Raw genomic sequence first — 22,654 nt, 5'->3', positions numbered from 1 at the left:
AGATTTTCAAAATCTTAAGTGAACTTATTCAGCTTCATATTTCAACTCTATCAAACTAATATGTTTAAAATTTTTGTGGTTGATTAAAATTGAAAGATTTTCTAAACTGTCTTAAAGTACTATTTATTATTTATCCCATACTTCTGACACATTAGCAGACTTTAGAAGTTTTACATGAGCGAAAATATTTAGAACACATGAGTTGAAAATCAAAGATTTTCAAAATCTTAGGTGAACTTCTTCAACTTTATTTTTTGACTTAAGTAAACTAAAGTGTTTAAAATTTTTTGGTTAATTAAAATTTAAAGATTTTCTAAAACAGTTTTTAAAGCACCGATAAACAGATCGGTTTCCTCTTTTTTAATATTAAGTGCCGGAAGAATCCTTAACACGGTTTTATCATTGGAGTTTCCTGTGAAAATATGATGATTGTACAACAGGCTGTTCCTTACTTCCGAGCAGTCCCTGTCTAGTTCAATCCCTATCATCAGGCCTTTCCTCCGGATGGTTTTAATATGTGGAAAATCTTTAATTTCATTTTCAATATACTCGCCCATTTTCTGAGCATTTTCGATGAGATTCTCCTCTTTCATCACATCCAGTACAGCGATCGCTGCAACACAAGCTAAATGATTTCCTCCGAAAGTTGTTCCCAACAAACCGTTGCTTGCCTGAAATTTTGGGTGAATCAAAACGCCACCAATCGGGAAACCATTCCCCATTCCTTTTGCTGTCGTAATGATGTCGGCTTCAATTCCGAATTCCTGATGTGCAAAGAAATACCCACTTCTTCCGTATCCGGACTGAACCTCATCCAAAATCAGAACGGCATTGTATTTTTCACACAATTCTTTGATTTTTGTTAAAAACTCAACGGTCGGAATCATAATTCCTCCAACCCCCTGAATTCCTTCGATGATAACAGATGAAATTTCATTTCCCTGTTTTTCAAAAACGGTTTCAAGCTGTTCGGTATCATTCCACCCGGATTTAATGAATCTTGCATCATAGTTGACCGGAGCTACAATTTTCGGATTGTCGGTTACTGAAACTGCCGCAGAGGTTCTCCCGTGAAAAGAACCTGAAAAATAGAGAACTTTGCTTTTTCCGTTATGGAAAGATGCCAGTTTTAAAGCATTTTCATTCGCTTCAGCGCCTGAATTACATAGAAATAAATGATAATCTTCCAAACCTGAAAGCTTTCCTAACTTTTCAGCCAATTCAGTCTGCAATTCGTTCTGAACAGAGTTTGAATAGAAAGATATTTTATCTAACTGATTTTTTAACTGGGTCTGATAATGCGGATGGTTGTGCCCGATAGAAATTACCGCATGACCTCCGTAAAAATCTAGATATTTTTCTCCTTTATCGTCCCAGAGAAATGATCCCTGAGCTTTGATTGGATTTATGTTGAATAATGGATATACGTTGAATAAATTCATCTTAGTTGATTGTTTTTGGTTGATAGTTGCTGGATTTTACAACTTCATCTTTATTATTTTTCTTTTGTCTTGAAATCGAAGATTCGACGTAGTCAAACAAAAGAAACAAAAGTTCAAGACTGGAAACTGCGGCTAAAATTTTAAATAATTTCCTAAAATTTCTAAACTCAGGCGGAAAACAAAAGTTCATTTCTTAAAGAATCTTTTGACCCGCCACTCAAACATGAGAAGTTTTTTAACGGAAATTCTTCAAAATTTCTTAACGCCTCCGTTTCCTAAGTCGGTTTTGATTCGAGTTTTTAAAATTGAAAACTGACATTAAAAAGCTACAGGCTTTAAGTTCAATCCTACATTTTCTTCCCAACCCATGGCAATATTCATGTTCTGAACCGCCTGTCCGGAAGCTCCTTTTAACAAATTGTCAATCGCCGAGTGAATCACCGCAACATTTCCACTCTTTTCTATATGAATCACACAGCGATTGGTATTGACAACCTGTTTTAAATCAATTGCTTTTTCGCTTACCTTTACAAAAGGCTCCTCTGCATAAAAATCCTTAAACAATTGCTCTATATCTGAAAGTTCTACAACTGTTTTCACCGTGGAACTCGTAAAAATCCCTCTCGCAAAATCCCCTCTCCATGGAACAAAATTCAGATTAATTTCATTTGAATTAAAAGAAACCAGCTGCTGTAAAATCTCATCTACATGCTGATGAGTTAAAGTTTTATAGGCTGAAATATTATCATTCCTCCAGGTAAAATGCGTTGTCGCCTGTAATGACTGACCTGCTCCTGTAGAACCTGTAATTCCCGTTGTATATACCTCATTCAACGAACCTTTTTCAGCCAACGGAAGCAAAGCCAGTTGAATCGCCGTTGCAAAACATCCAGGATTCGCAATACTTTTCGCTCCTGAAAGTTGTTTTTTATTGATTTCAGGCAAACCGTAGATAAAATTTCTATTTTTAAAATTTCCTTCCAAACGAAAATCATTTCCTAGATCAATAACTAAAGTGTCATCCTTCACCTGGTTTTGACTCAGCCAGTTATAACTTTCTTTGTGAGGAAGACATAGAAATAAAATATCCACCTCCTGTGGCTGATCCGTCAGGACCATTTCACAAACCGTCGCTAAATCCGGGTACAAATCTGAAATTTTTGTCCCCGAATTTGAACGACTATATAAAAAACTCAATGATACATGGGGATGAAACGCCAGCAGACGAACCAGTTCGCTTCCGGTATAACCGTTGGCTCCGATAATTCCTGCTGTTTTTGTTTTTTTTTGATTAATCTCAATCATTTTATTTATCCATAGGTTGAACCCTTCTCTGATGGTTTGTTGATTTGTTTTCCATAGGTTTTACCTACGGTTATTGTTATTGAACCCTTCGGGTTCTAACCATTTGTTGATTTGTTTTCCATAGATTTTACCTACGGCTAATGTTATTGAACCCTTCGGGTTCTGTGTTAAAATCCCGAGTTGATTTGATGGTATATATTTAGGGAATTGCTTACAATTTTCGTATAGCCTTTTACATCTTCGCCGGTCCATGCTCTGTTTGCTTCGCCATAGCTTCCGAATTTATCGGACATCAGGTCGTGCTGAGATTCAATTCCGTTTAGAATAAACCGATATGGATAAAGGGTTACAAAAACTTTTCCGCTGACCGTCTTTTGGGAATCATCCAGGAAAGACTCTATATTTCTCATCACTGGATCTAAGAAAAGCGCTTCATGAAGCCAGTTTCCGTACCAGTCTGACAATTGGGACTTCATCATCTGCTGATATTTTGAAAGGGTGTGTTTTTCCAGTAAATGATGCGCTTTGATGATCACGGATGCCGCCGCTGCTTCAAATCCTACTCGTCCTTTAATTCCGACAATTGTATCCCCAACATGAATATCACGACCCACCCCATAAGCTGAAGCTAGTTCTTCAATTTTCTGAATGGCAGAAACCGGATGTTCAAAATTTTCACCGTTTACAGCAACAACTTCACCGTTTCTAAACTCAATTTCCATTTCTGAAGGCTGGGTTTCCTGAATTTGTGACGGAAAAGCTTCTTCCGGAAGATAATCTCTTGATGTCAATGTTTCTTTCCCACCTACTGAAGTTCCCCAAAGTCCCTTATTGACAGAATATTGGGCTTTATGGAATTCCATTTCGTAACCATGACTTTTCAAAAACTCGATTTCTTCTTCACGGGACAAGGCCATATCCCGAATCGGCGTAATGATTTCCACGTCCGGACACATCACCTGAAAAATCAAATCAAAACGAACCTGATCATTTCCGGCCCCCGTACTTCCGTGAGCAATGGCATCAGCCCCGATTTCAATAGCGAATTTTGCAATTTCCTGTGCCTGAATGGTACGTTCCGCGCTAACAGATAAAGGATAGGTATTATTTTTCAATACGTTTCCGAAGATCAGATATTTCACGCAAGAATTGTAGTAATCCTCCTGAGCATCCACGCACCTGTATTGTTTTACCCCGAGATTGAGGGCTTTTTTCTCCAGTTCTTTTTCCTCCTTCTTAGAAAAACCACCGGTATTTACAGTGACAGCATACACCTCATATCCAAGTGTCTCACTCAGGTATTTGGCACAGTACGAGGTATCTAAACCTCCGCTAAACGCTAAGATTACTTTCTTGCTCATTTTTATATTGATTTTCGGGTTGATTGTTTTCAACACCATTTACTTTATTTTCATCGGGAACGAAAAGCATTGCCGTACAAAGACAGTTTTTACGTTCTTTTTTCATTAGAATTTCATAATTAACACAGTTTTTACATCCACTCCAAAATTCTTCATCTTGTGTCAATTCAGAATAAATCACCGGTTTATATCCTAAGTCACTGTTGATTTTCATCACGGCGAGACCAGTTGTCAGTCCAAAAACTTTCGCAGCAGGATATTTATCTCTGGATAACCGGAAAACTTTATTTTTAATTAAAGTAGCCACTCCTCTGTTTCTGAAATTCGGGGAAACAATTAATCCGGAGTTGGCCACAAATTTACCATGGGACCAGGTCTCTATATAGCAGAACCCAACCCACGCTCCATTTTCAGTAGCCACTACAGCATTGCCTTCTGAAATTTTTTTACTTAAATATTCTATGGAACGCTTGGCGATCCCCGTCCCTCTCCGCTGTGCAGAATCATACATTTCCTGTTGTATTTCACTCACATACATCAGATGTACGGATGAGGAAATTTCTATTTCCATTTATTTATCTGAATTTTTTGACAAATTTAAAACATAATATCTTTAATAGCCAAATAAAAAAGATATTTTTTTTGTTTAGAAATAATATACAGGTAAAATTATCTTTACGTTAAATTAATATTTTGCTCAATTATTATATATTTGCTAAAAAGGTATAGTTATGGAAAATGGTTGCCCAAAATGCCAGAGCAATAAAATTGTAAAAAGCGGCATCGTGAATGAAAAACAACGCTTTCTCTGCAAAAGCTGTCATTATTATTTTACCGTAAAAAAATTAGGTAAACAAATTGACGATTATTATGTTACGAAAGCCCTTCAACTCTATCTTGAAGGCTTGAGTTTCCGTGAAATAGAGCGGATCATCGGCGTTTCGCATGTAACCGTAAGTTCATGGATTAAAAAATACAATATCACGAGACCTCCTCATTCAGAGTTCCATCCCGTATATAAAATCTTAAAACAAAATGAACTGACTGAATATATTTCGAAAGAAGAAAATCTTAAAAATTCCGGATTAATTATTACTCAGTTTGCTGATAAGTATATGCTGATAAAGTGGGAGCGATTTAAAAAATAGGCTTTGGGAGTTATGAATCATGAGTTATGAGTTATGAGTTATGAGTTTCAAATTAAAATGAAAGATTGTAAATAAATATAAACTATAACATTAGATATCAATATAAATTAAAAACTGCATGTTTCGATAACTTATAATTTCCCATTAAAAACTTATAACTATATTCTTACCAGTAATATATATTAAATTTTCATAAATAGATTATTAATTACAATTTGGCTTTCACAAAAAACAACGCCAAAAATTGATAATTTATGAAGAAATTAATCACTTTTATTGGATTAGCTTTAATCAGCAATTCTTTATATTCTCAGGGATCGCCGGATTATGGGAGCGGATTAAAAATAAATATTAACCAACAGGGCGATAAATACGTCAGATTTATCTTGTGGGACCAGTTTTGGTTAAGGAATACCCAGATGAATCCCGGAAGTATGGTGGGCGGAGAACCCACAGACAACTCCTGGAGTCTGGGGAACAGGCGATTGCGGGCTTTGGCTTACGCCCAGATTTCCAAAAGGTATATGATCTTACTGCATTTCGGAATTAATAATCAGACCTTCATCAACGGCGGCGCATCAGGAACAACAGGAACCGGAGGATATGGAAACGGAAAAAAACCGCAGATGTTTTTCCATGATGCCTGGAATGAGTACGCAGTGATCATGCCTGGCGAAGCAGGAAAATTAAGCTTATCTTTGGGGGCCGGGCTGCATTACTACATGGGGCTTTCCCGCATGACGATGGCTTCCACCTTAAATTTTCTTACCGTAGATTCTCCGATCTTTTCATGGCCGCTGATCGATAATTCCGACCAGTTTGCCAGACAGTTGGGCATGTTTGCGAAAGGAAAATATGGTAAGTTCGAATATCGTTTCAGCTTAAACAAACCATTTGCAACAGATTTGGTTCCACCCAATGTTACAGATCCTTCAAAAGCTGTAGCCGTTGACAATAACGGAAATCCTAATTTCTCAAAAGCAGGGTATGTCGAATATCAGTTTTTGGATGAAGAGTCAAATTTACTGCCTTTTAAAGTAGGTTCTTATTTGGGAACGAAAAAGGTTTTCAATGTTGGTGCAGGTTTTTACCATCAGAAAGACGGAACACGAACTTCTGTCAATTCCAATATCGAAAAACACGACATCACCCTTGTTGCAGTAGATGCTTTTGCGGATATCCCTCTGGGAAATGCTAAAAACAAAATGGCAGTTTCAGCATATGCAGGTTATTATAACTATCAGTTCGGTCCCAATTATATCAGAAATATCGGCATCATGAATATTGCTTCGACAGATCCTAATTTTATCGGTAATAAAGCTATAGCAGGACCAGGAAATTTACAACCTACCATCGGAACAGGTAATATTATCTACGCGCAGGCCGGGTTACTGTTGCCAAGCCAGGCTGAAAAACCAAAGATCAGAATTCAACCATTTGCTGCGTACACTCACAAAAACTTTGAGGCTTTTGACCGGTCTTCATCACAATTTGATGTCGGAGCCAATTGGCTGCTGGATGGCCATCATGCGAAAATTACGACCCAGTACTCTACAAGACCTATATATACAAGCCCCACGGAAAAGCCTTCATCAAAGGGAGAATTCATTGTGCAGTTCCAGATTTATCTATAAAAAAATGTTGAATTTTAAACAGTTAAGATCATGGATTTAATTAGGATAAATCACTAAAACATTAAAGATGTTTTTATGTGTCCAATCTAAATTATTGACTTATCAAAGTCTTAATCTTTTTCTAAGGAAACTATTCAAGTTCTCATGCTAAAATAATTAAATATTAATTATCAGAAAACTCAAGATCAATTTTAACAACATTAAATCAAGCAATATGAGCGAAAATCATCACGATGCCTATGAAAATATGACCGAAAAGCAGAAGAACCGCACCATCTGGAGCGTTATTACCGCATCATCACTCGGTACATTGATAGAATGGTATGACTTCTACATCTTCGGAAGCCTAGCCATTGTTTTAGCAACGAAATTTTTCCCTGCAGATAATCCAACTGCAGCATTTTTATCCACGCTTGCCACTTTTGCGGCAGGATTTGTCGTAAGACCTTTCGGAGCCTTATTTTTTGGAAGACTTGGAGATATTATCGGAAGAAAATACACTTTTTTAGTTACCTTATTAATCATGGGATTCTCGACATTTCTTATAGGATGTATCCCAAGCTATGAAACCATTGGATTTATGGCACCTGTCTTAGTTTTAATTTTAAGATTATTACAGGGGCTGGCACTTGGAGGAGAATATGGAGGAGCTGCGACTTATGTTGCGGAATATGCCCAGCCACACAGAAGAGGCTACTGGACCTCATGGATTCAGACCACCGCAACAGCCGGACTTTTCATTTCATTAATTGTAATCTTAGTAACGAAAACCTCTCTTTCTGCAGAAGAATTCGACGGCTGGGGATGGAGAGTTCCTTTCTGGATTTCCATTTTAATGGTAGGGGTTTCTTACGTCATCAGGAGAAACATGAAAGAATCCCCGCTTTTTGCAAAAGCCAAAAGCGAAGGAAAGACTTCTAAAAACCCTTTAAAAGAAAGCTTCGGGAATAAGTTTAATTTTAAGTTTGTCTTACTGGCCTTATTCGGAGCTGCCATGGGACAAGGGGTAATCTGGTATACCGGACAATTCTACGCCATGAGTTTCCTTCAAAAAGTAATGAACGTAGAATCTGCACAGGTGGATTCTTTAATGGCGACAGCTTTATTTTTAGGCACTCCTTTCTTCGTCTTCTTCGGATGGCTTTCTGACAAGATCGGTCGAAAAGCAGTGATGTTGACAGGAATGCTCGTTGCTATTTTAGCATACAGACCTATTTACGACGCCATGTTTAAAAGCGTAAATCTTGAAACCAAAACAATTGCTGCCAATGGAATTACAGAAAAAAGAATGGCAAAAATCCATAAAGATGTGTTATCTGACAGCCTCGTGACCTTCCATAAAGAAATACTGTACACAGACGGAACGCTGATCAAAAAAGACAGTGTGGTTCACTGGTCACCTACAGGACCTGTCATTAAAGACGGAAAAGCCGAAGAACCAAAAGTTTCCCAGACGGTAAAACTGGCTGACAATACTAAATGGTATCTGGTATTTCTCGTGTTCATCCAGGTGATTTTCGTAACGATGGTTTACGGTCCGATTGCAGCGTTCTTAGTGGAAATGTTCCCGGTGAGAATCCGCTATACATCGATGTCGCTGCCTTATCATATCGGAAACGGTGTATTTGGAGGTCTCCTTCCGGCAGTAGCCACTTATCTGGTAACAACCGCAAAAGAAGCAGGACACGCCACCTGGTATCTCGAGGGACTCTGGTACCCGATCGGAGTTGCCGCCGTCTGTTTACTGATCGGATTATTTTATCTTAAAAACAAGAACAATAATGTTCACGATTAAGCACAGAATCACTTAAAAATTTATTAATTTTAAAACTACGAAAATGAACGGACTAAAAAAAATATTAGGAATACTATGGATTGCCATCGCGCTGGTGGTAGGGTATTTCGGAATTACAGTATTGGGAATTCCAAAAATTTCTTCAGGTAAACAGGAAGATCTCGTATTCGGAATCATCATCCTGTTTGTCCTGATGCCGATTATTTCCGGCGGAATGGCCATTTTTGGCTATTATTCGCTGACAGGAGAATATTCTGACGACAATGTTTAATAAATTAGTTTAATGATAATTGGCGGATACTGACCTGTCCGTCAATTATTTTATATATCATGAAAAAAAGACACGAACAAAAGTTAATTATTTTAAGCATCGGGCTTGTGACAGCATTCAGTATACCTGTCTCTTTGTTGTTTAACAGTGAGCAGGAGGTTTTTGGTTATCCGATAATACTGATTTATATTTTCGCCATCTGGATGGTTTCTATCATTATTTCTTTTGTCATCGTAAAAAAATATAATGAGTAGCTTCGCATTATTTACCGTGGTCTTGTTTTACCTGGCGCTTTTGTTCTTAGTTGCTCATTTAGCGGAGAAGAAAAAGAGCAAGCTCTGGATCAACAATCCTTACATCTACGCTTTGTCTCTGGCAGTATACTGTACAGCCTGGACCTACTACGGAAGCATTGGTGTTGCAGCGACAAGCGGACTCAATTATCTTCCGATCTACATAGGTCCCATCATTATTATTCCGGCATGGATTTACATTAACACAAGAATTGTCCGCATCTCAAGAATCAATAAAATAAGCAGCCTCGCAGATTTTATTTCATTAAGATACGGAAACAGCAGAAGCTTCAGCGCCATCATTACCATTGTCTGTCTTTTGTCCATTGTCCCATACATAGGCTTACAGATCAAAGCCATCTCCGAAACCTTCCACCTGGTGACAAAAACTACAATATCAAATAATATTCTGACGGACAATGCAACTTTTGTCGTTATTCTGATTGCTTTATTTTCTTCATATTACGGAACAAAATATGTAGATGCTTCGGAGAAGCGTCTTGGAATTATTTCTGCCATTGCTCTGGAAAGTTTTCTGAAACTTTTTTTTATTATCATATTAGGGATTTTTGTCATTTATTTTGTGTTTGACGGATTTTCAGATATCTATCAAAAAGCAAGTCAATTCAAAGATTTTAAAGCTAAAAATACTTTTAACGGAATCGAAGGGGCACTAAACTGGATGGTTCTGTGCCTGATTTCAGGAACGGCCATCTGCATTCTTCCGAGACAGTTTCATACGGCGATTGTAGAAAACAGACAGGAAAAGCACATCAAAACGGCCATTTGGTTTTTTCCGCTTTATTTATTGATATTTACCCTATTTATCTTTCCAATTGCATGGGGCGGCAGATTGATTTTCGACGGACAGAAAGTTAATCCTGAGTTCTACTCTATTTTAATTCCCCAGCATTTCGACAATACACTGATTACGGTTTTTGTTTTTCTGGGAGGCTTAAGCTCCTGCATTTCAATGATTATTATTTCTGCCATTACATTATCGATCATGCTCTCCAATAACCTTATTATTCCCTATGGATTATTGGGAAAATTTAAGTCTGAAAATGAAATACAGAACACAAGGAGCATCACCAATATCAGAAAATTCAGCATTTTTGCCCTGATCATCATGGCGTTTGTTTTTTATAAATATTTTATTTTAAAAACTTCATTGGATTCTGTAGGCTTAATCTCATTTGTCGTGATCGGCCAGCTGGCGCCAGCTTTTTTCGGAGCTATTTTCTGGAGAAGAGGTACATACAAAGGTGCCGTAATAGGATTATTGGCAGGATTAACGATCTGCTACTTCGGGTTAATTATTCCACAATATTATTTCTCCTACAACCAGGAATTCAAAGGGGTTTTGAGAGATCTTTATCATGCTTTTGATTTCTTTAAAATTTCTTTTTTAGGGAGGATTCCACAGATTTTCTTTTGGTCGATTTTGGTGAATACTGCCCTTTTCAGTATTATTTCTGTGAGCGTAAAGGGAAATTACCGGGAAAGAAATTTTGCCGAATTGTATGTTGATATTGATAAATACATTCAAAACCACGAAAATGCTTTCATCTGGCGTGGAACAGCATACGTATCAGACATTAAAAACATCCTTGAACGGTTTTTAGGCAAAAATAAAACCGAACAGGCCCTCAGAATCTTCAATTTAAAATACAATATCGATTCTCAGACCGAAACCGCCGATTCAAGATTCATCAAATTTTCGGAAAATCTTTTGGCCGGAAGAATCGGCACGGCCTCGGCGAAGATTTTGATTGAAGGCGTTACCAAAGAAGATAAAATTTCATTAAAAGAAGTTTTAAATATTTTAGAAGAATCTAAAGAAAATATTACCCTCAATAAAAAACTGACCGAGCAGTCTGAAGAATTACAGAAACTGTCGGATGATTTACGGAAAGCCAATGAAAGTCTGATCATCAAGGATCATCAGAAAGACGATTTTCTTGATTCCGTAGCCCATGAACTGAGAACTCCGATTACAGCGATCCGTTCAGCCGGAGAGATTCTGGCAGAAGATGATGATATTCCTTTGGACATTAAAAAAGAATTTCTAAATAATATTATTACAGAATCAGACCGATTAAGCGAAATTATTAATGACATCCTATATCTGGACAAGCTTCAGCACGGTGAAATCGCTTTGCATATTCGGCGAAACAATATTATTGAAACCTATAAAAAGGCATTAAATCCACTTCTCCACCTTATTCAGCAGAAAAATATTCATTTAAGTGAAGTGAATCTTCTTAATAATTTTTTGTTTGACTATGATGAAGTCCGGATGATTCAGCTATTTCAGAATATATTAGGGAATGCTTTAAAATTTACCGATGAACAGGGTACGATTCAGACCAAGTTATCTGAAAAAGAGAATAACCTGGTCATTAAAATCTTTAACACCGGAAAGCACATCCCAGAAGAAGACCTGGAAATGATTTTTGATAAATTTTACCAGTCGAAAAATCAGAACATTATAAAACCAACCGGAAGCGGACTGGGATTGGCAATTTCAAAAAAAATAGTTCAGGCTCAGGGCGGAACGATAAAAGCAGAAAACAGCGGATTGGGCGTAACTTTTACAATCACCTTACCAGCAAAGAATGGTATTGATAACGAAGAACCCGATAGGGTTCAATTTGAATAGCCGCAGGTGAAACCTACGGAAATAAAAACAGAAGACAGAACCCGATAGGGTTTAATTTGAATAACCGCAGGTGAAAACCTACCGAAATAAAACACAAAACAGAACCCGATAGGGTTCAATCTTAATAACCGCAGGTGAAAACCTACGAAAATAAAACACAAATGAAAAATGGGAACATATCGGCAAATATTTTATCATATTGTTTTCGCAACAAAATATCGGAAACCTACAATTAATGAAAAAAATGAATCAGAGCTTTACAAATATATTTGGGGAATATTAAAGAATAAAAACTGTAAATTATACAGAATTAACGGAATGCCGGATCACATCCATATTCTATGTGACCTGCATCCAAGCATAACTCTCAGTAATTTGGTTAAAGATATCAAAGTAGCAACAAACCTGTGGATGAAAGAATCGGGACTGTTTACTGAATTTATTGGATGGCAGGAAGGTTACGGAGCTTTTACCTGCTCAGTAAGAGACAAGGAAAAAGTCATTAATTATATTAAAAATCAAAAAGAACATCATAGAAAAGAAACGTTTGAAAATGAATTTAAAAATATTTTAGCAGAACATGCCATTAAACCAGAATAATGTTTAATTAATAATATTCAACCCTACGGGTTGATTTAATACGAATCTTTCGTATGCCATAGGTTTCACTACGGCTATCAAAATTGAACCCTTCGGGTTCTTCAGTAAAAAAGAAAAAAAATAATGAAGTTGAATCTTAAAGAAAACAGACAATGAAAAAGATAATTATTGCAGATGATGAACATAAAATATTAATGTCTCTGGAATACAGTTTTAAAAAAAACGGATATGATGTGTACATTGCCAGGGACGGAACGGAGGTTCTGGAATTTTTAAAGACTATGGTTCCGGATGTGATTCTGCTGGATATTATGATGCCGAACCTGGATGGATACAGCACCTTGGATCTCATAAAACAGAACGGAAAACTGAAAGATACGAAGGTGATTTTCCTAAGTGCTAAAAATAATCCGAGAGATATTGAGAGAGGCCTGAAAATGGGAGCTGATGCGTACGTAACAAAGCCTTATTCGATAAAAAAACTGATGCAGCAGATTGAGGAAATGCTTGAATAGATGCTGAGATAATAGAGAAACGACAAAAGACTGCAGGCATCGTCATTGCGAACGGAGTGAAGCAATCTCAAATGATAATCTGCTTAAAACAGGTTTCTTCTTGTTGAAATGTCAGGATGTATAAAATAAGGTTATAAAAATATAGTTTGTGAGATTGCTTCGTCATTTCACTCCTCGTCATGGCAACGCCGTACAATGCAATGATGTAAGACAAAAAAAATTAATATGGATACAGATATTTTATTCAAACAGAGTATAGAAGATAAAGAGCATTTCTGGAAACAGCAGGCGCAGGAAATCGACTGGTTTCAGTTTCCTGCACAGATTCTTTCAGAAGATAATAATAATTACACCGAATGGTTTTCAGACGGCAAACTTAATATGTGTTATCTGTGTATCGATAAACATATCAATGACGGCTTCGGAGAGCAGGTTGCCATTATTTATGATTCTCCGGTTACCCATCAGAAGATAAAATATACTTTCAATGAAGCGAAAGAAGAAATTTCAAAACTGGCGGGAGGCTTGGTTTCATTGGGTTTAAAAAAGGGCGATACTGCTGTTATTTATATGCCGATGATTCCTCAGACTCTTTTTTCGATGTTAGCCTGTGCCAGAATCGGAGTGATTCACAATGTAGTTTTCGGTGGTTTTGCGCCTCATGAATTGGTGGTGAGAATTGATGACTGCAAGCCGAAAGCTCTTATTACAGCGACTGCCGGAGTGGAAATAGCCAAAAGAATTCCTTACCTGCCACTGGTGGAAAAAGCGATAGAGCTTACCCAGAATAAAGTGGAACATATCATTGTCTTCAACAGAAAATTAGCAGACAATCATCATGAAATGTTTGAGGGACTCATTGATTATGAAGAACTGATTCAACAATCAGAGCCTGCAGATTGTGTTTCTGTAGAATCCACGCACCCACTTTACTTATTATACACTTCTGGAACAACAGGAAAACCTAAAGGAATCACCCGTGACACGGGCGGCTACGCCACCGCTTTAAAATTTTCAATGAACTATATATACGGTGTTAAGCCGGAAGAAACCTATTGGGCTGCTTCCGATTTCGGCTGGGCAGTAGGACACAGCTTTTCAGTATATGGACCGCTAATTAACAGAAATACTACCGTAATTTTTGAAGGAAAACCCATTCTGACGCCTGATGCAGGAACATTTTGGAGAATCATTTCTGAATATAGAGTTTCGGTGATGTTTACCGCACCCACTGCGATCCGGGCTATTAAAAAAGAAGACCCCAACGGGGAGCTGGTAAAAAAATATGATTTAAGCCATTTTAAAAAACAGTTTTTAGCAGGGGAAAGATGTGATGTCGCGACTCTCGATTGGTTTGCAGAACATATTGGCGTTCCCGCGATCGATCATTGGTGGCAGACAGAATCGGGCTGGCCGATGTTGGGCTTAATGACCTTGAATGAAGATTATAAAATTAAAAGAGCATCAGCCGGAAAACCGGTTCCGGGCTATGATATTAAAATCTTCGATGAAAACGGCTACGAACTTGATGCTCATCAGGAGGGTTATCTGGTAATAAAACTTCCACTTCCACCGGGAGCTTTACTCGGGATCTGGAACGATGATAAACGTTTTCACGACAGTTATTTATCACAATACAACGGATATTATTTTTCCGGCGACGGAGCCATAAAAGATGAAGACGGCTATATTTTCATTACAGGACGGGTTGATGATGTCATTAATGTTGCCGGCCACCGGCTTTCAACCTCGGAAATGGAAGAAATTGTTTCATCACATCCCGATGTTGCAGAATGTGCCGTGGTGGGAATTAACGATGACCTTAAAGGACAGATTCCTTTCGCTTCAGTGGTTGTGAAGAACGGTTCTGCGATTTCAGAAAAAGATCTGGAGGAGGATATTATAAAAAGCGTCCGTGAAAAAATCGGTGCCGTAGCCTGTCTTAAAAATGTAATGATGGTAAAGCGCTTACCCAAAACACGTTCGGGAAAAATTTTAAGAAAATTAATCAGAACTATATTAGACGGAAAAGAATTTCAGATTCCGTCTACGATTGACGATGAGAAAATCGTTGAAGAGATCCAGCAAAAAATCGAGGAATATAGAGCTTAAACAAGAAATTAAGTATAAATTTAAAATAAATAAAATTCAAATTTTAAAAACGAACCGGATATGAGAAATTACCTGATAGAAGATTTACCGCATTATTTTGAAGAGTATAAAAAATCTATTAAAAATCCCAAGAAGTTCTGGGACAAAATAGCCGACCAGAATTTTGTCTGGTATCAGAGATGGAGCAAGGTGGTAAAGTATGATATGAATGAAGCAAAAATCACCTGGTTTAAAAACGCAAAATTAAATATCACCAAGAACTGTCTGGACAGGCATCTTTCTGTCCGTGGAGAAAAAACGGCAATCATCTGGGAGCCCAATGATCCCAAAGAAAAAGCACAGCATATTTCTTACAGTGAATTATACACCCGTGTCAACAAAACGGCCAATGTTTTAAAAGACATGGGAATCGAAAAAGGCGACAGGGTATGTATTTATCTTCCGATGATTCCGGAACTGGCAATTACGATGCTGGCGTGTGCCAAATTAGGGGCTGTGCATTCTGTTATTTTTGCAGGGTTTTCTGCTTCTGCCGTTGCCTCAAGAGTAAATGACTGCGGAGCTAAAATGGTGATCACCTCCGACGGAAGCTACAGGGGAAGCAAAGTTTTGGACCTGAAAAGTATCGTTGATGAAGCACTGGAAAAAACACCGAGCGTTGAAAAAGTACTGGTGGTCAAAAGAACGCACAATGAAATCAAAATGAAGGAAGGGAGAGATCACTGGATGGCTGAACTGTACGAAAAAGCCTCTCCTGATTTTGTTACCATTATTATGGATGCTGAAGACCCATTATTCATCCTTTATACATCCGGATCTACAGGAAAACCTAAAGGAATGCTTCATACTTCTGCAGGTTATATGGTCTATACAGCATATACCTTCAAAAATGTATTTAATTATAAAGAAAACGATATATACTGGTGTACTGCTGATATCGGCTGGATTACAGGACACTCTTATATTCTTTACGGACCTTTGCTGAATGGAGCAACGACTGTTATTTTTGAAGGAGTTCCTACCTATCCTGAGCCGGACAGATTCTGGGAAGTAATCGAAAAGCATAAAATCACGCAATTTTATACCGCACCTACGGCCATCCGTTCCTTAGCAAAGGAAAGCACGGAATGGGTTGACAGGCATGATCTGAGCTCATTAAAAGTGATCGGCTCTGTAGGGGAGCCTATTAATGAGGAAGCCTGGCATTGGTTCAATGATCATGTCGGAAAGAAAAAATGCCCGATCGTAGATACCTGGTGGCAAACCGAAACAGGAGGAATTATGATTTCACCGCTCCCCTTCGTAACCCCTACAAAACCAACGTATGCTACCCTGCCCTTGCCCGGAATTCAGCCTGTTTTAATGGATGATAAGCGTAATGAGATTTCAGGAAATCAGGTAACCGGAAATCTTTGTATCCGCTTTCCATGGCCGGGAATCGCAAGAACGATCTGGGGTGACCATCAACGGTATAAAGAAACCTATTTCTCAGCTTTTCCCGGAAAATACTTTACCGGTGACGGCGCTCTGAGAGATGAGGTAGGTTATTACAGAATCACGGGCCGCGTAGATGATGTAGTGATCGTTTCCGGGCACAATTTAGGAACGGCCCCGATTGAAGACAGTATAAACGAGCACCCTGCAGTAGCAGAATCTGCGATTGTAGGCTACCCGCATGATATTAAGGGAAATGCCTTATACGGATTTGTAATTTTAAAGGATACCGGAGCCGGCAGAAAGCAGGAAAATCTCGTTAAAGAGATCAATCAGCTGATTTCAGATCAAATCGGACCGATTGCCAAGCTGGATAAAATTCAGTTTGTTTCCGGGCTTCCGAAAACCCGGTCAGGAAAAATTATGCGCAGAATCCTGAGGAAAATCGCGGAAGGTGATTTCAGTAATTTCGGGGATATTTCTACTTTGCTGAATCCTGAAATCGTTGAGGAAATAAAAAATGAGAGAATTTAACTTCTATGAATACCAATATCAACGGGCTTTTAGCCCGTTTTTTTGGCATTGAATCAATTAAACTAAACGAGAATCAAAATTTCAAATTAATAAAATTTAAACACTCATTTAATAGACATATTCATAAATTTCAATAATATTTGATAGATAAAACATTATAACATTAATTTTATTGAAGCTTATTCAATCTATATAAAATTTAATGATTATCTTTAAGGTGTAAACCAAAAAATTATTTCTTATGTCAAATCTACTAGCCGGAATATTAGAAAATCACAGTGATTATAAACAACTGGAGACCGATCTGGAAAATTCGGGTTTCGGAAATTCAGATTATATTGTTTATCTTAATGACGGCAGTCATAACTCCCAATACATGGCGAGTGTAGCCGTTAAAGATCATGAACAGGCTGATGATGCCCGCAGAATTTTCAACCAGAACAATGCTTTAAAAACCTTTCTTTTTGAAAATATGAGCCTGGAGCAGACTTCCTACCAGACATTAAAAGATCTGATTCATGCAAGAAACAGAGCCGATATCCACACCAGCCCAGGAGTAAAAATAAAATCATCTCATAATGGGATGGATTCCGCAGAAGTGAAATTCTAAAAGATATAAAGCTGATAACCCGAAACCCGCAAATTTTTTTTGCGGGTTTTTACTGTTTGAAATGTCTGAAAATTTTCGTATTTTCGTTTAAATATAGGTATTTGCGCAGATGAGTTACGATTTGGAACAAGAGAATAAAGAAATTTTAGCAAGGTATAAAGATCTGATATCTAATACATACAGAACTTTGGATGAGGAAAATAATAAACTCATCCGAAAAGCTTTTGATATTGCGCTGGATGCACATAAAGATCAGAGAAGGAAAACGGGAGAACCCTATATCTATCACCCTATAGCCGTTGCTAAAATTGTCGCTACAGAAATCGGGTTGGGGGCTACATCCATTGCCTGCGCCCTGTTGCATGACGTTATTGAGGATTCTGATTACAGTTATGAAGATCTTAAAAAGATTTTCGGTGAAAAAATAGCTGATATCGTGAATGGATTAACCAAAATATCCATCATGAATCATCAGAATATCTCTGTACAATCTGAAAATTACAGAAAGCTTCTGCTTACGCTGTCTGAGGATTTCAGGGTAATCCTGATCAAGATTGCAGACCGTCTTCACAACATGCGTACTTTACAGAGCATGACCCCTGATAAACAGAAGAAAATCGCATCTGAAACGGTTTATATTTATGCTCCGATGGCTCACCGTCTGGGTTTATATAATATTAAATCGGAACTGGAAGATCTTTCGCTAAAATATAATAATCCTGAGGTTTACAATGAAATCACGGAAAAGCTGGAATTAGCCAAAGAAAACAGAGAACGGTATATCGAAGAATTTAAAAACGAGGTTTCGGAGCAGCTGAAAGATGAAGGATTGTCATTCACAATTAAAGGCCGCGCGAAAGCTATTTCTTCAATTTACAGGAAAATGCTGAAACAGGGGGTAACTTTTGAAGAGGTATTTGATAACTATGCGATCAGGATTATTTATAAATCTGATGCCAAAAATGAAAAATTCCTGGCGTGGAAAATTTATTCCATTGTCACCGATGTCTACCACAGCAACCCGTCAAGAATGCGTGACTGGATTACCCAACCCCGTTCCACAGGCTACGAAAGTCTGCATTTAACGGTTCTGGGTCCTGACAAAAAATGGATTGAGGTACAGATCCGTTCCGAAAGGATGGATGAGATCGCTGAAAAGGGTGTGGCCGCGCATTACAAATATAAAGAAGGATACAAACAAAGTTCTGATGACAGGAATTTTGAAAAATGGGTAACCGAGATCCGTGAGGTTCTGGAACAGCAGCAGAATCTTTCCACCTCTGAATTACTGGATAATATCAAACTTAATTTATATTCAAAGGAAGTTTTTGTATTTACTCCGAAGGGGGAAATTAAAATTCTGCCTACCAACGCCACTGCTCTGGATTTTGCATTTTCAGTTCACTCGGATCTGGGAATGAAATGTTTAGGTGCAAAAATTAATGGGAAATTAGTTCCGATTTCTTATGTTCTCCAAAACGGAGATCAGGTAGATATTTTATCTTCCCAAAACCAGAAACCTAAATCCGACTGGCTTGAATTTGTAGTCACTTCAAAGGCAAAATCCAAGATCAAAAGCTTCCTGAATTCACAAAAAAATCAGATCGTTGAAGAAGGAAAAGAGATTTTGCAGAGAAAACTGCGCCACGCTAAGATTAATTTCAATGACGAAGAGATCAATAAACTGCAAAAATTCTTCAACTTAAAATCTTCACAGGAGCTATTTCTCAAATTCCAGACGAACGAACTGGACGCGAGCAGCCTGAGAAAGTATATTGAAAGTAAAAACGTATTCAATAACCTGCTTTCCAGATTCAGAAAATCTCCCAGTAAAAATACACATTACGAAGAACCGAAAGAGCAGAATCTTGATATGATCATCTTCGGGAAAGATGAAGAAAAGCTGAACTACACCTATGCGAAATGCTGTACGGTCATCCCGGGAGATAAAATTTTTGGGTTTATTACCATTTCAGAAGGAATAAAAGTACACAGTGACAATTGCCCGAACGCCATCAATTTACGTGCTCAGTATGATTACAGGGTTATTCCTGCCAAATGGGTGAATGCCGAAAGCTTCAAAAACAGAGTGAAAATTGAAATTGAAGGACTGGACCGCATGGGAATGATCAATGATATCACAACTGTGATCAGCGGTGCGATGGGAATGGATATGAAAAGTATGTCTATTGAATCCAATAACGGTGTTTTCACAGGAAGCATCAACCTTGAAGTTAAAAATAAAAACCAACTCGAGCAGACGTTTAAAAAACTTAAGGATATCAATGGAGTTTCACGAGTGAGACGATTACAATCCTAGATCAGAATGATCCTTTCAGATTGTATGGCAACCAAGAAAACGTTTTTAGTTTAGACCCAACTTCAATTCTTAATATGAACTTATCTGTATATTTTAAAAAATTTTTCCAAAGCAGTCAGTCTTCCGGAATCATTCTCATTTTTTGTGTATTAGTCTCTCTATTGATTGCCAATTCCTCATTATCTGAGGGGTTCCAGCGATTTTTAAATCAGGAAACCGGTACTGATCTTTTTCATCTTACTTATCCTGTAAGCATATGGATTAACGATGGGCTTATGGCTGTATTTTTTCTTTTGGTAGGACTGGAGATTAAAAGAGAAATGGTGGAAGGCGAACTTTCATCATTCAGAAATGCTTCCCTTCCTATTTTTGCGGCGATCGGCGGAATGCTTGTTCCTGCAGTTATTTTTACCGTTTTTAATCATGGCACCGGGTATGAAAACGGCTGGGGAATTCCCATGGCCACTGATATAGCATTTTCCCTGGCGATCATTTCCATGCTTGGAAAAAAAGTTCCGAATTCTATTAAAATATTTCTTGCCGCATTGGCGATCGTGGACGACCTGGGTGCTATTCTGGTGATTGCCATATTTTATACCGAACAGATCCACTGGACGTATCTTTTTCTATCACTGGGCGTTACCGGTCTATTATTTATCCTGAATTTCTTAAAAGTTACTAAGATAATTTTCTATATCATTCCGGGACTATTTCTTTGGTACTTTCTGCATCACTCAGGCATCCATGCTACTATCGCAGGAGTTTTACTGGCATTCTCAATTCCTACGAACGCTTCTCATGTAGAAATTTCAACTTTAGAAAAACTGGAACATCAGCTTCATTTTCCTGTAAGCTTCCTCATCATGCCTCTTTTTGCCTTAACCAATACCAATATCACGTTCAACAGCTCAATGATCGATGGATTAACAAGCACTTTAGGTTTGGGCATTATCGGCGGTTTAGTTTTGGGAAAATTAATCGGGATCAATCTATTCTCATTTCTAGCCATAAAATTAAAAATCAGCACCTTACCGCAAAACAGTTCATGGTTTCAGATGTTAGGGGTCGGACTTCTGGCTGGAATTGGTTTTACCATGTCGATTTTTATAGCTTTATTATCCTTTAAAGGACAAATTGAAATCCAGGATGAAGCAAAATTTGCTATCCTGATCGCTTCTTTTTTAGCAGCAGTCTTTGGCTATATCCTATTAAATATGAGCTCTAAAAATAACATTGAAGAGGATTAGTTTTTCACGACGGTCCAGTTTCCTTTCAGGGAACCCATTTTCCATGTTCCGGATTTAGTTTCTAAACTTCCGTATAATATGAATCCGGAGGGTGAAGGGCTCATGGTGGAAAGTGCACCGCTTCCGCCACCCTGCATTGATGTATAAAAGGTTTCCTGAAATGTCATAGAAGTTCTTGTTCCTTCAATTCCTCCTTTTTCGCCAACATTTAATACCAATGTTCCGGTTTGGTCTCCGGTATAACTTCCTACCCATTTTCCTTTATAGGGAGTCACATAATTGTTTTCTGCCCTGTCCCGCTCAATTTCCTCACAGGAAATAAGTGAAATTACACTGATCAGCAAGGTGAAAAATTTAATCTTTTTTAGCATGGTCATTGGATTGTATGGTTATATTTTCTTTATGAATATTTTCTGAATATCCTTTCTGTTCGTTTTTCGCTTTCTTTTGAAGCTCATCAGTGAGCAGCTTATCAATTCTCAATTTTCTCAGTGCCATATTTAGCTCATTGCCAAAAAGAAGAAGATAAACGTTTACGTTTACCCATACCATGAGAAGGATCATACTCCCAATGGAACCGTACAGAACATTATATCTGGCAATATTTTTCACATATAAAGCGAAGAAATAAGTGGTTACAACAAACAGGACGGTGGTTAAAATGGCACCCGGAACAGCTTGTCTGAACCTTGCAATTTTCACAGTTCCCAACCAGTAAAACAGCGCTAACAATATGAAATAAAATAAGGGAAAAGAAACAAAACCGATGATTTTGGAAAGGTTCTCCGTAAGCCATGAAACATCATATACCGGAGTAAATGATTTTAGGACCACCTCAGAATAATAGACTCCGAAAAGGGTTAAAAAAACAATAAAAATAAATCCGATCGTTATAAAAAATGAAAGAATGAATTCTTTTACATCTGTCATTTTTTCATCTGTATTTTCGTTAAATCCATTAATTAATGAAAATGTTCCGTTGGTAGCAAAAACCAATGCCAGGACAACCGTAAAACTGCTGATTCCTTTCATATTGGGGATTATGCTTGATTCAATATATTCTCTTACATCTTGCTGCATATGGGCAGGAAATACATTTTGCATCAGCACATCAAAAATATAGAACTGAAGCTTATCATAATGCGGCATATAGGGCAAAACCGATAACAGGAAAAGAAGAAACGGAAATAAGCTGATGGTAAAACTCCAGGATATAGCTGCTGCCTTGCGTCCGATCTTATCTTTGAATATGCCTGAAATATAGATCTGAAACATCTGCCACAGTGAAATTCCTAATAAAGGAATATGGATATCATCAAGAAATTCTCGAATTTTTAAGATAAATCTAGGAACTTTTAGGGCCATAAAGTA

18 protein-coding genes and 1 pseudogene are annotated in these 22,654 nt (G+C 37.7%); 13 read left to right on the top strand and 6 right to left on the bottom strand.

Features of this window, described 5'->3' with window-relative positions; genetic code table 11:
- Positions 1 to 302: 302 nt before the first annotated feature.
- The 4 genes from ODZ84_RS22300 to ODZ84_RS22285 form a co-directional block, all read right to left on the bottom strand.
- The gene (locus ODZ84_RS22300) at positions 303 to 1,442 is read right to left on the bottom strand and encodes an aspartate aminotransferase family protein (protein ID WP_266174713.1); all 1,140 of its coding nucleotides are present in this window, start codon (positions 1,440 to 1,442) and stop codon (positions 303 to 305) included.
- Between the two features lie 318 nt (positions 1,443 to 1,760).
- The gene (argC, locus tag ODZ84_RS22295) at positions 1,761 to 2,747 is read right to left on the bottom strand and encodes an N-acetyl-gamma-glutamyl-phosphate reductase (protein WP_266174712.1); all 987 of its coding nucleotides are present in this window, start codon (positions 2,745 to 2,747) and stop codon (positions 1,761 to 1,763) included.
- 167 nt (positions 2,748 to 2,914) lie between these two features.
- Positions 2,915 to 4,108, bottom strand: a complete 1,194-nt coding sequence (gene argG / locus ODZ84_RS22290) for an argininosuccinate synthase (RefSeq protein WP_266174711.1) — start codon at positions 4,106 to 4,108, stop codon at positions 2,915 to 2,917.
- Positions 4,080 to 4,679 carry a GNAT family N-acetyltransferase gene (locus tag ODZ84_RS22285; RefSeq protein ID WP_266174710.1) on the bottom strand — a complete coding sequence of 200 codons (600 nt, stop codon included), beginning with the start codon at positions 4,677 to 4,679 and terminating at the stop codon, positions 4,080 to 4,082. Before ODZ84_RS22285 ends, argG begins: the two co-directional genes overlap by 29 nt.
- Before the next feature lie 160 nt (positions 4,680 to 4,839).
- Between ODZ84_RS22285 and ODZ84_RS22280 the strand changes: the two genes are divergently transcribed.
- The 13 genes and pseudogenes from ODZ84_RS22280 (at position 4,840) to nhaA (ending at position 21,283) form a co-directional block, all read left to right on the top strand.
- Positions 4,840 to 5,256 carry an IS1/IS1595 family N-terminal zinc-binding domain-containing protein gene (locus ODZ84_RS22280; RefSeq protein ID WP_266174707.1) on the top strand — a complete coding sequence of 139 codons (417 nt, stop codon included), beginning with the start codon at positions 4,840 to 4,842 and terminating at the stop codon, positions 5,254 to 5,256.
- Positions 5,257 to 5,510: 254 nt separating this feature from the next.
- Entirely contained in the window at positions 5,511 to 6,890 is a 1,380-nt protein-coding gene (locus tag ODZ84_RS22275; RefSeq protein ID WP_266174706.1) for a porin, read from the top strand.
- Between the two features lie 214 nt (positions 6,891 to 7,104).
- On the top strand, positions 7,105 to 8,685 hold the full coding sequence (locus tag ODZ84_RS22270; RefSeq protein ID WP_266174705.1) for an MFS transporter: 1,581 nt from the start codon (positions 7,105 to 7,107) through the stop codon (positions 8,683 to 8,685).
- Positions 8,686 to 8,728: 43 nt separating this feature from the next.
- Entirely contained in the window at positions 8,729 to 8,956 is a 228-nt protein-coding gene (locus ODZ84_RS22265) for a DUF6814 family protein (RefSeq protein WP_266174703.1), read from the top strand.
- 59 nt (positions 8,957 to 9,015) lie between these two features.
- Positions 9,016 to 9,210 carry a hypothetical protein gene (locus ODZ84_RS22260; protein ID WP_266174701.1) on the top strand — a complete coding sequence of 65 codons (195 nt, stop codon included), beginning with the start codon at positions 9,016 to 9,018 and terminating at the stop codon, positions 9,208 to 9,210.
- Positions 9,203 to 11,911: an ATP-binding protein gene (locus tag ODZ84_RS22255; protein ID WP_266174699.1), complete on the top strand. Its 2,709-nt coding sequence runs from the start codon at positions 9,203 to 9,205 to the stop codon at positions 11,909 to 11,911. Before ODZ84_RS22260 ends, ODZ84_RS22255 begins: the two co-directional genes overlap by 8 nt.
- Positions 11,912 to 12,079: 168 nt before the next feature.
- Positions 12,080 to 12,511 (top strand): IS200/IS605 family transposase, encoded by a 432-nt coding sequence (tnpA, locus tag ODZ84_RS22250; protein WP_266174698.1) that lies wholly within the window; start codon positions 12,080 to 12,082, stop codon positions 12,509 to 12,511.
- A gap of 152 nt (positions 12,512 to 12,663) precedes the next feature.
- Positions 12,664 to 13,026 carry a response regulator transcription factor gene (locus ODZ84_RS22245; RefSeq protein ID WP_266174697.1) on the top strand — a complete coding sequence of 121 codons (363 nt, stop codon included), beginning with the start codon at positions 12,664 to 12,666 and terminating at the stop codon, positions 13,024 to 13,026.
- Positions 13,027 to 13,251: 225 nt separating this feature from the next.
- Positions 13,252 to 15,138 carry an AMP-binding protein gene (locus ODZ84_RS22240; RefSeq protein WP_266174696.1) on the top strand — a complete coding sequence of 629 codons (1,887 nt, stop codon included), beginning with the start codon at positions 13,252 to 13,254 and terminating at the stop codon, positions 15,136 to 15,138.
- Positions 15,139 to 15,195: 57 nt separating this feature from the next.
- Positions 15,196 to 17,106: pseudogene (acs, locus tag ODZ84_RS22235) on the top strand (acetate--CoA ligase); the annotation flags it as partial.
- A 241-nt stretch (positions 17,107 to 17,347) separates the two neighbouring features.
- The gene (locus tag ODZ84_RS22230) at positions 17,348 to 17,716 is read left to right on the top strand and encodes a hypothetical protein (RefSeq protein WP_266174694.1); all 369 of its coding nucleotides are present in this window, start codon (positions 17,348 to 17,350) and stop codon (positions 17,714 to 17,716) included.
- Between the two features lie 109 nt (positions 17,717 to 17,825).
- A complete protein-coding gene (locus ODZ84_RS22225; RefSeq protein ID WP_266174693.1) occupies positions 17,826 to 20,036 on the top strand; it encodes a RelA/SpoT family protein in 2,211 nt (736 codons plus the stop codon).
- Between the two features lie 74 nt (positions 20,037 to 20,110).
- Positions 20,111 to 21,283 carry a Na+/H+ antiporter NhaA gene (gene nhaA / locus ODZ84_RS22220; RefSeq protein ID WP_266174692.1) on the top strand — a complete coding sequence of 391 codons (1,173 nt, stop codon included), beginning with the start codon at positions 20,111 to 20,113 and terminating at the stop codon, positions 21,281 to 21,283.
- On the opposite strand, the gene ODZ84_RS22215 is transcribed toward nhaA, so the two are convergent.
- Complete coding sequence (locus ODZ84_RS22215; protein WP_266174690.1) at positions 21,280 to 21,654, bottom strand: hypothetical protein; 375 nt, start codon at positions 21,652 to 21,654, stop codon at positions 21,280 to 21,282. The two genes, nhaA and ODZ84_RS22215, sit on opposite strands and share 4 nt — an antisense overlap.
- On the bottom strand, positions 21,638 to 22,648 hold the full coding sequence (locus tag ODZ84_RS22210) for a YihY/virulence factor BrkB family protein (RefSeq protein ID WP_266174688.1): 1,011 nt from the start codon (positions 22,646 to 22,648) through the stop codon (positions 21,638 to 21,640). Before ODZ84_RS22210 ends, ODZ84_RS22215 begins: the two co-directional genes overlap by 17 nt.
- Positions 22,649 to 22,654: the final 6 nt, after the last annotated feature.

The organism is Chryseobacterium fluminis (assembly GCF_026314945.1).
Taxonomy (GTDB): Bacteria; Bacteroidota; Bacteroidia; order Flavobacteriales; family Weeksellaceae; genus Chryseobacterium; species Chryseobacterium fluminis.
This window is presented reverse-complemented; position numbering and strand designations above follow the sequence as displayed.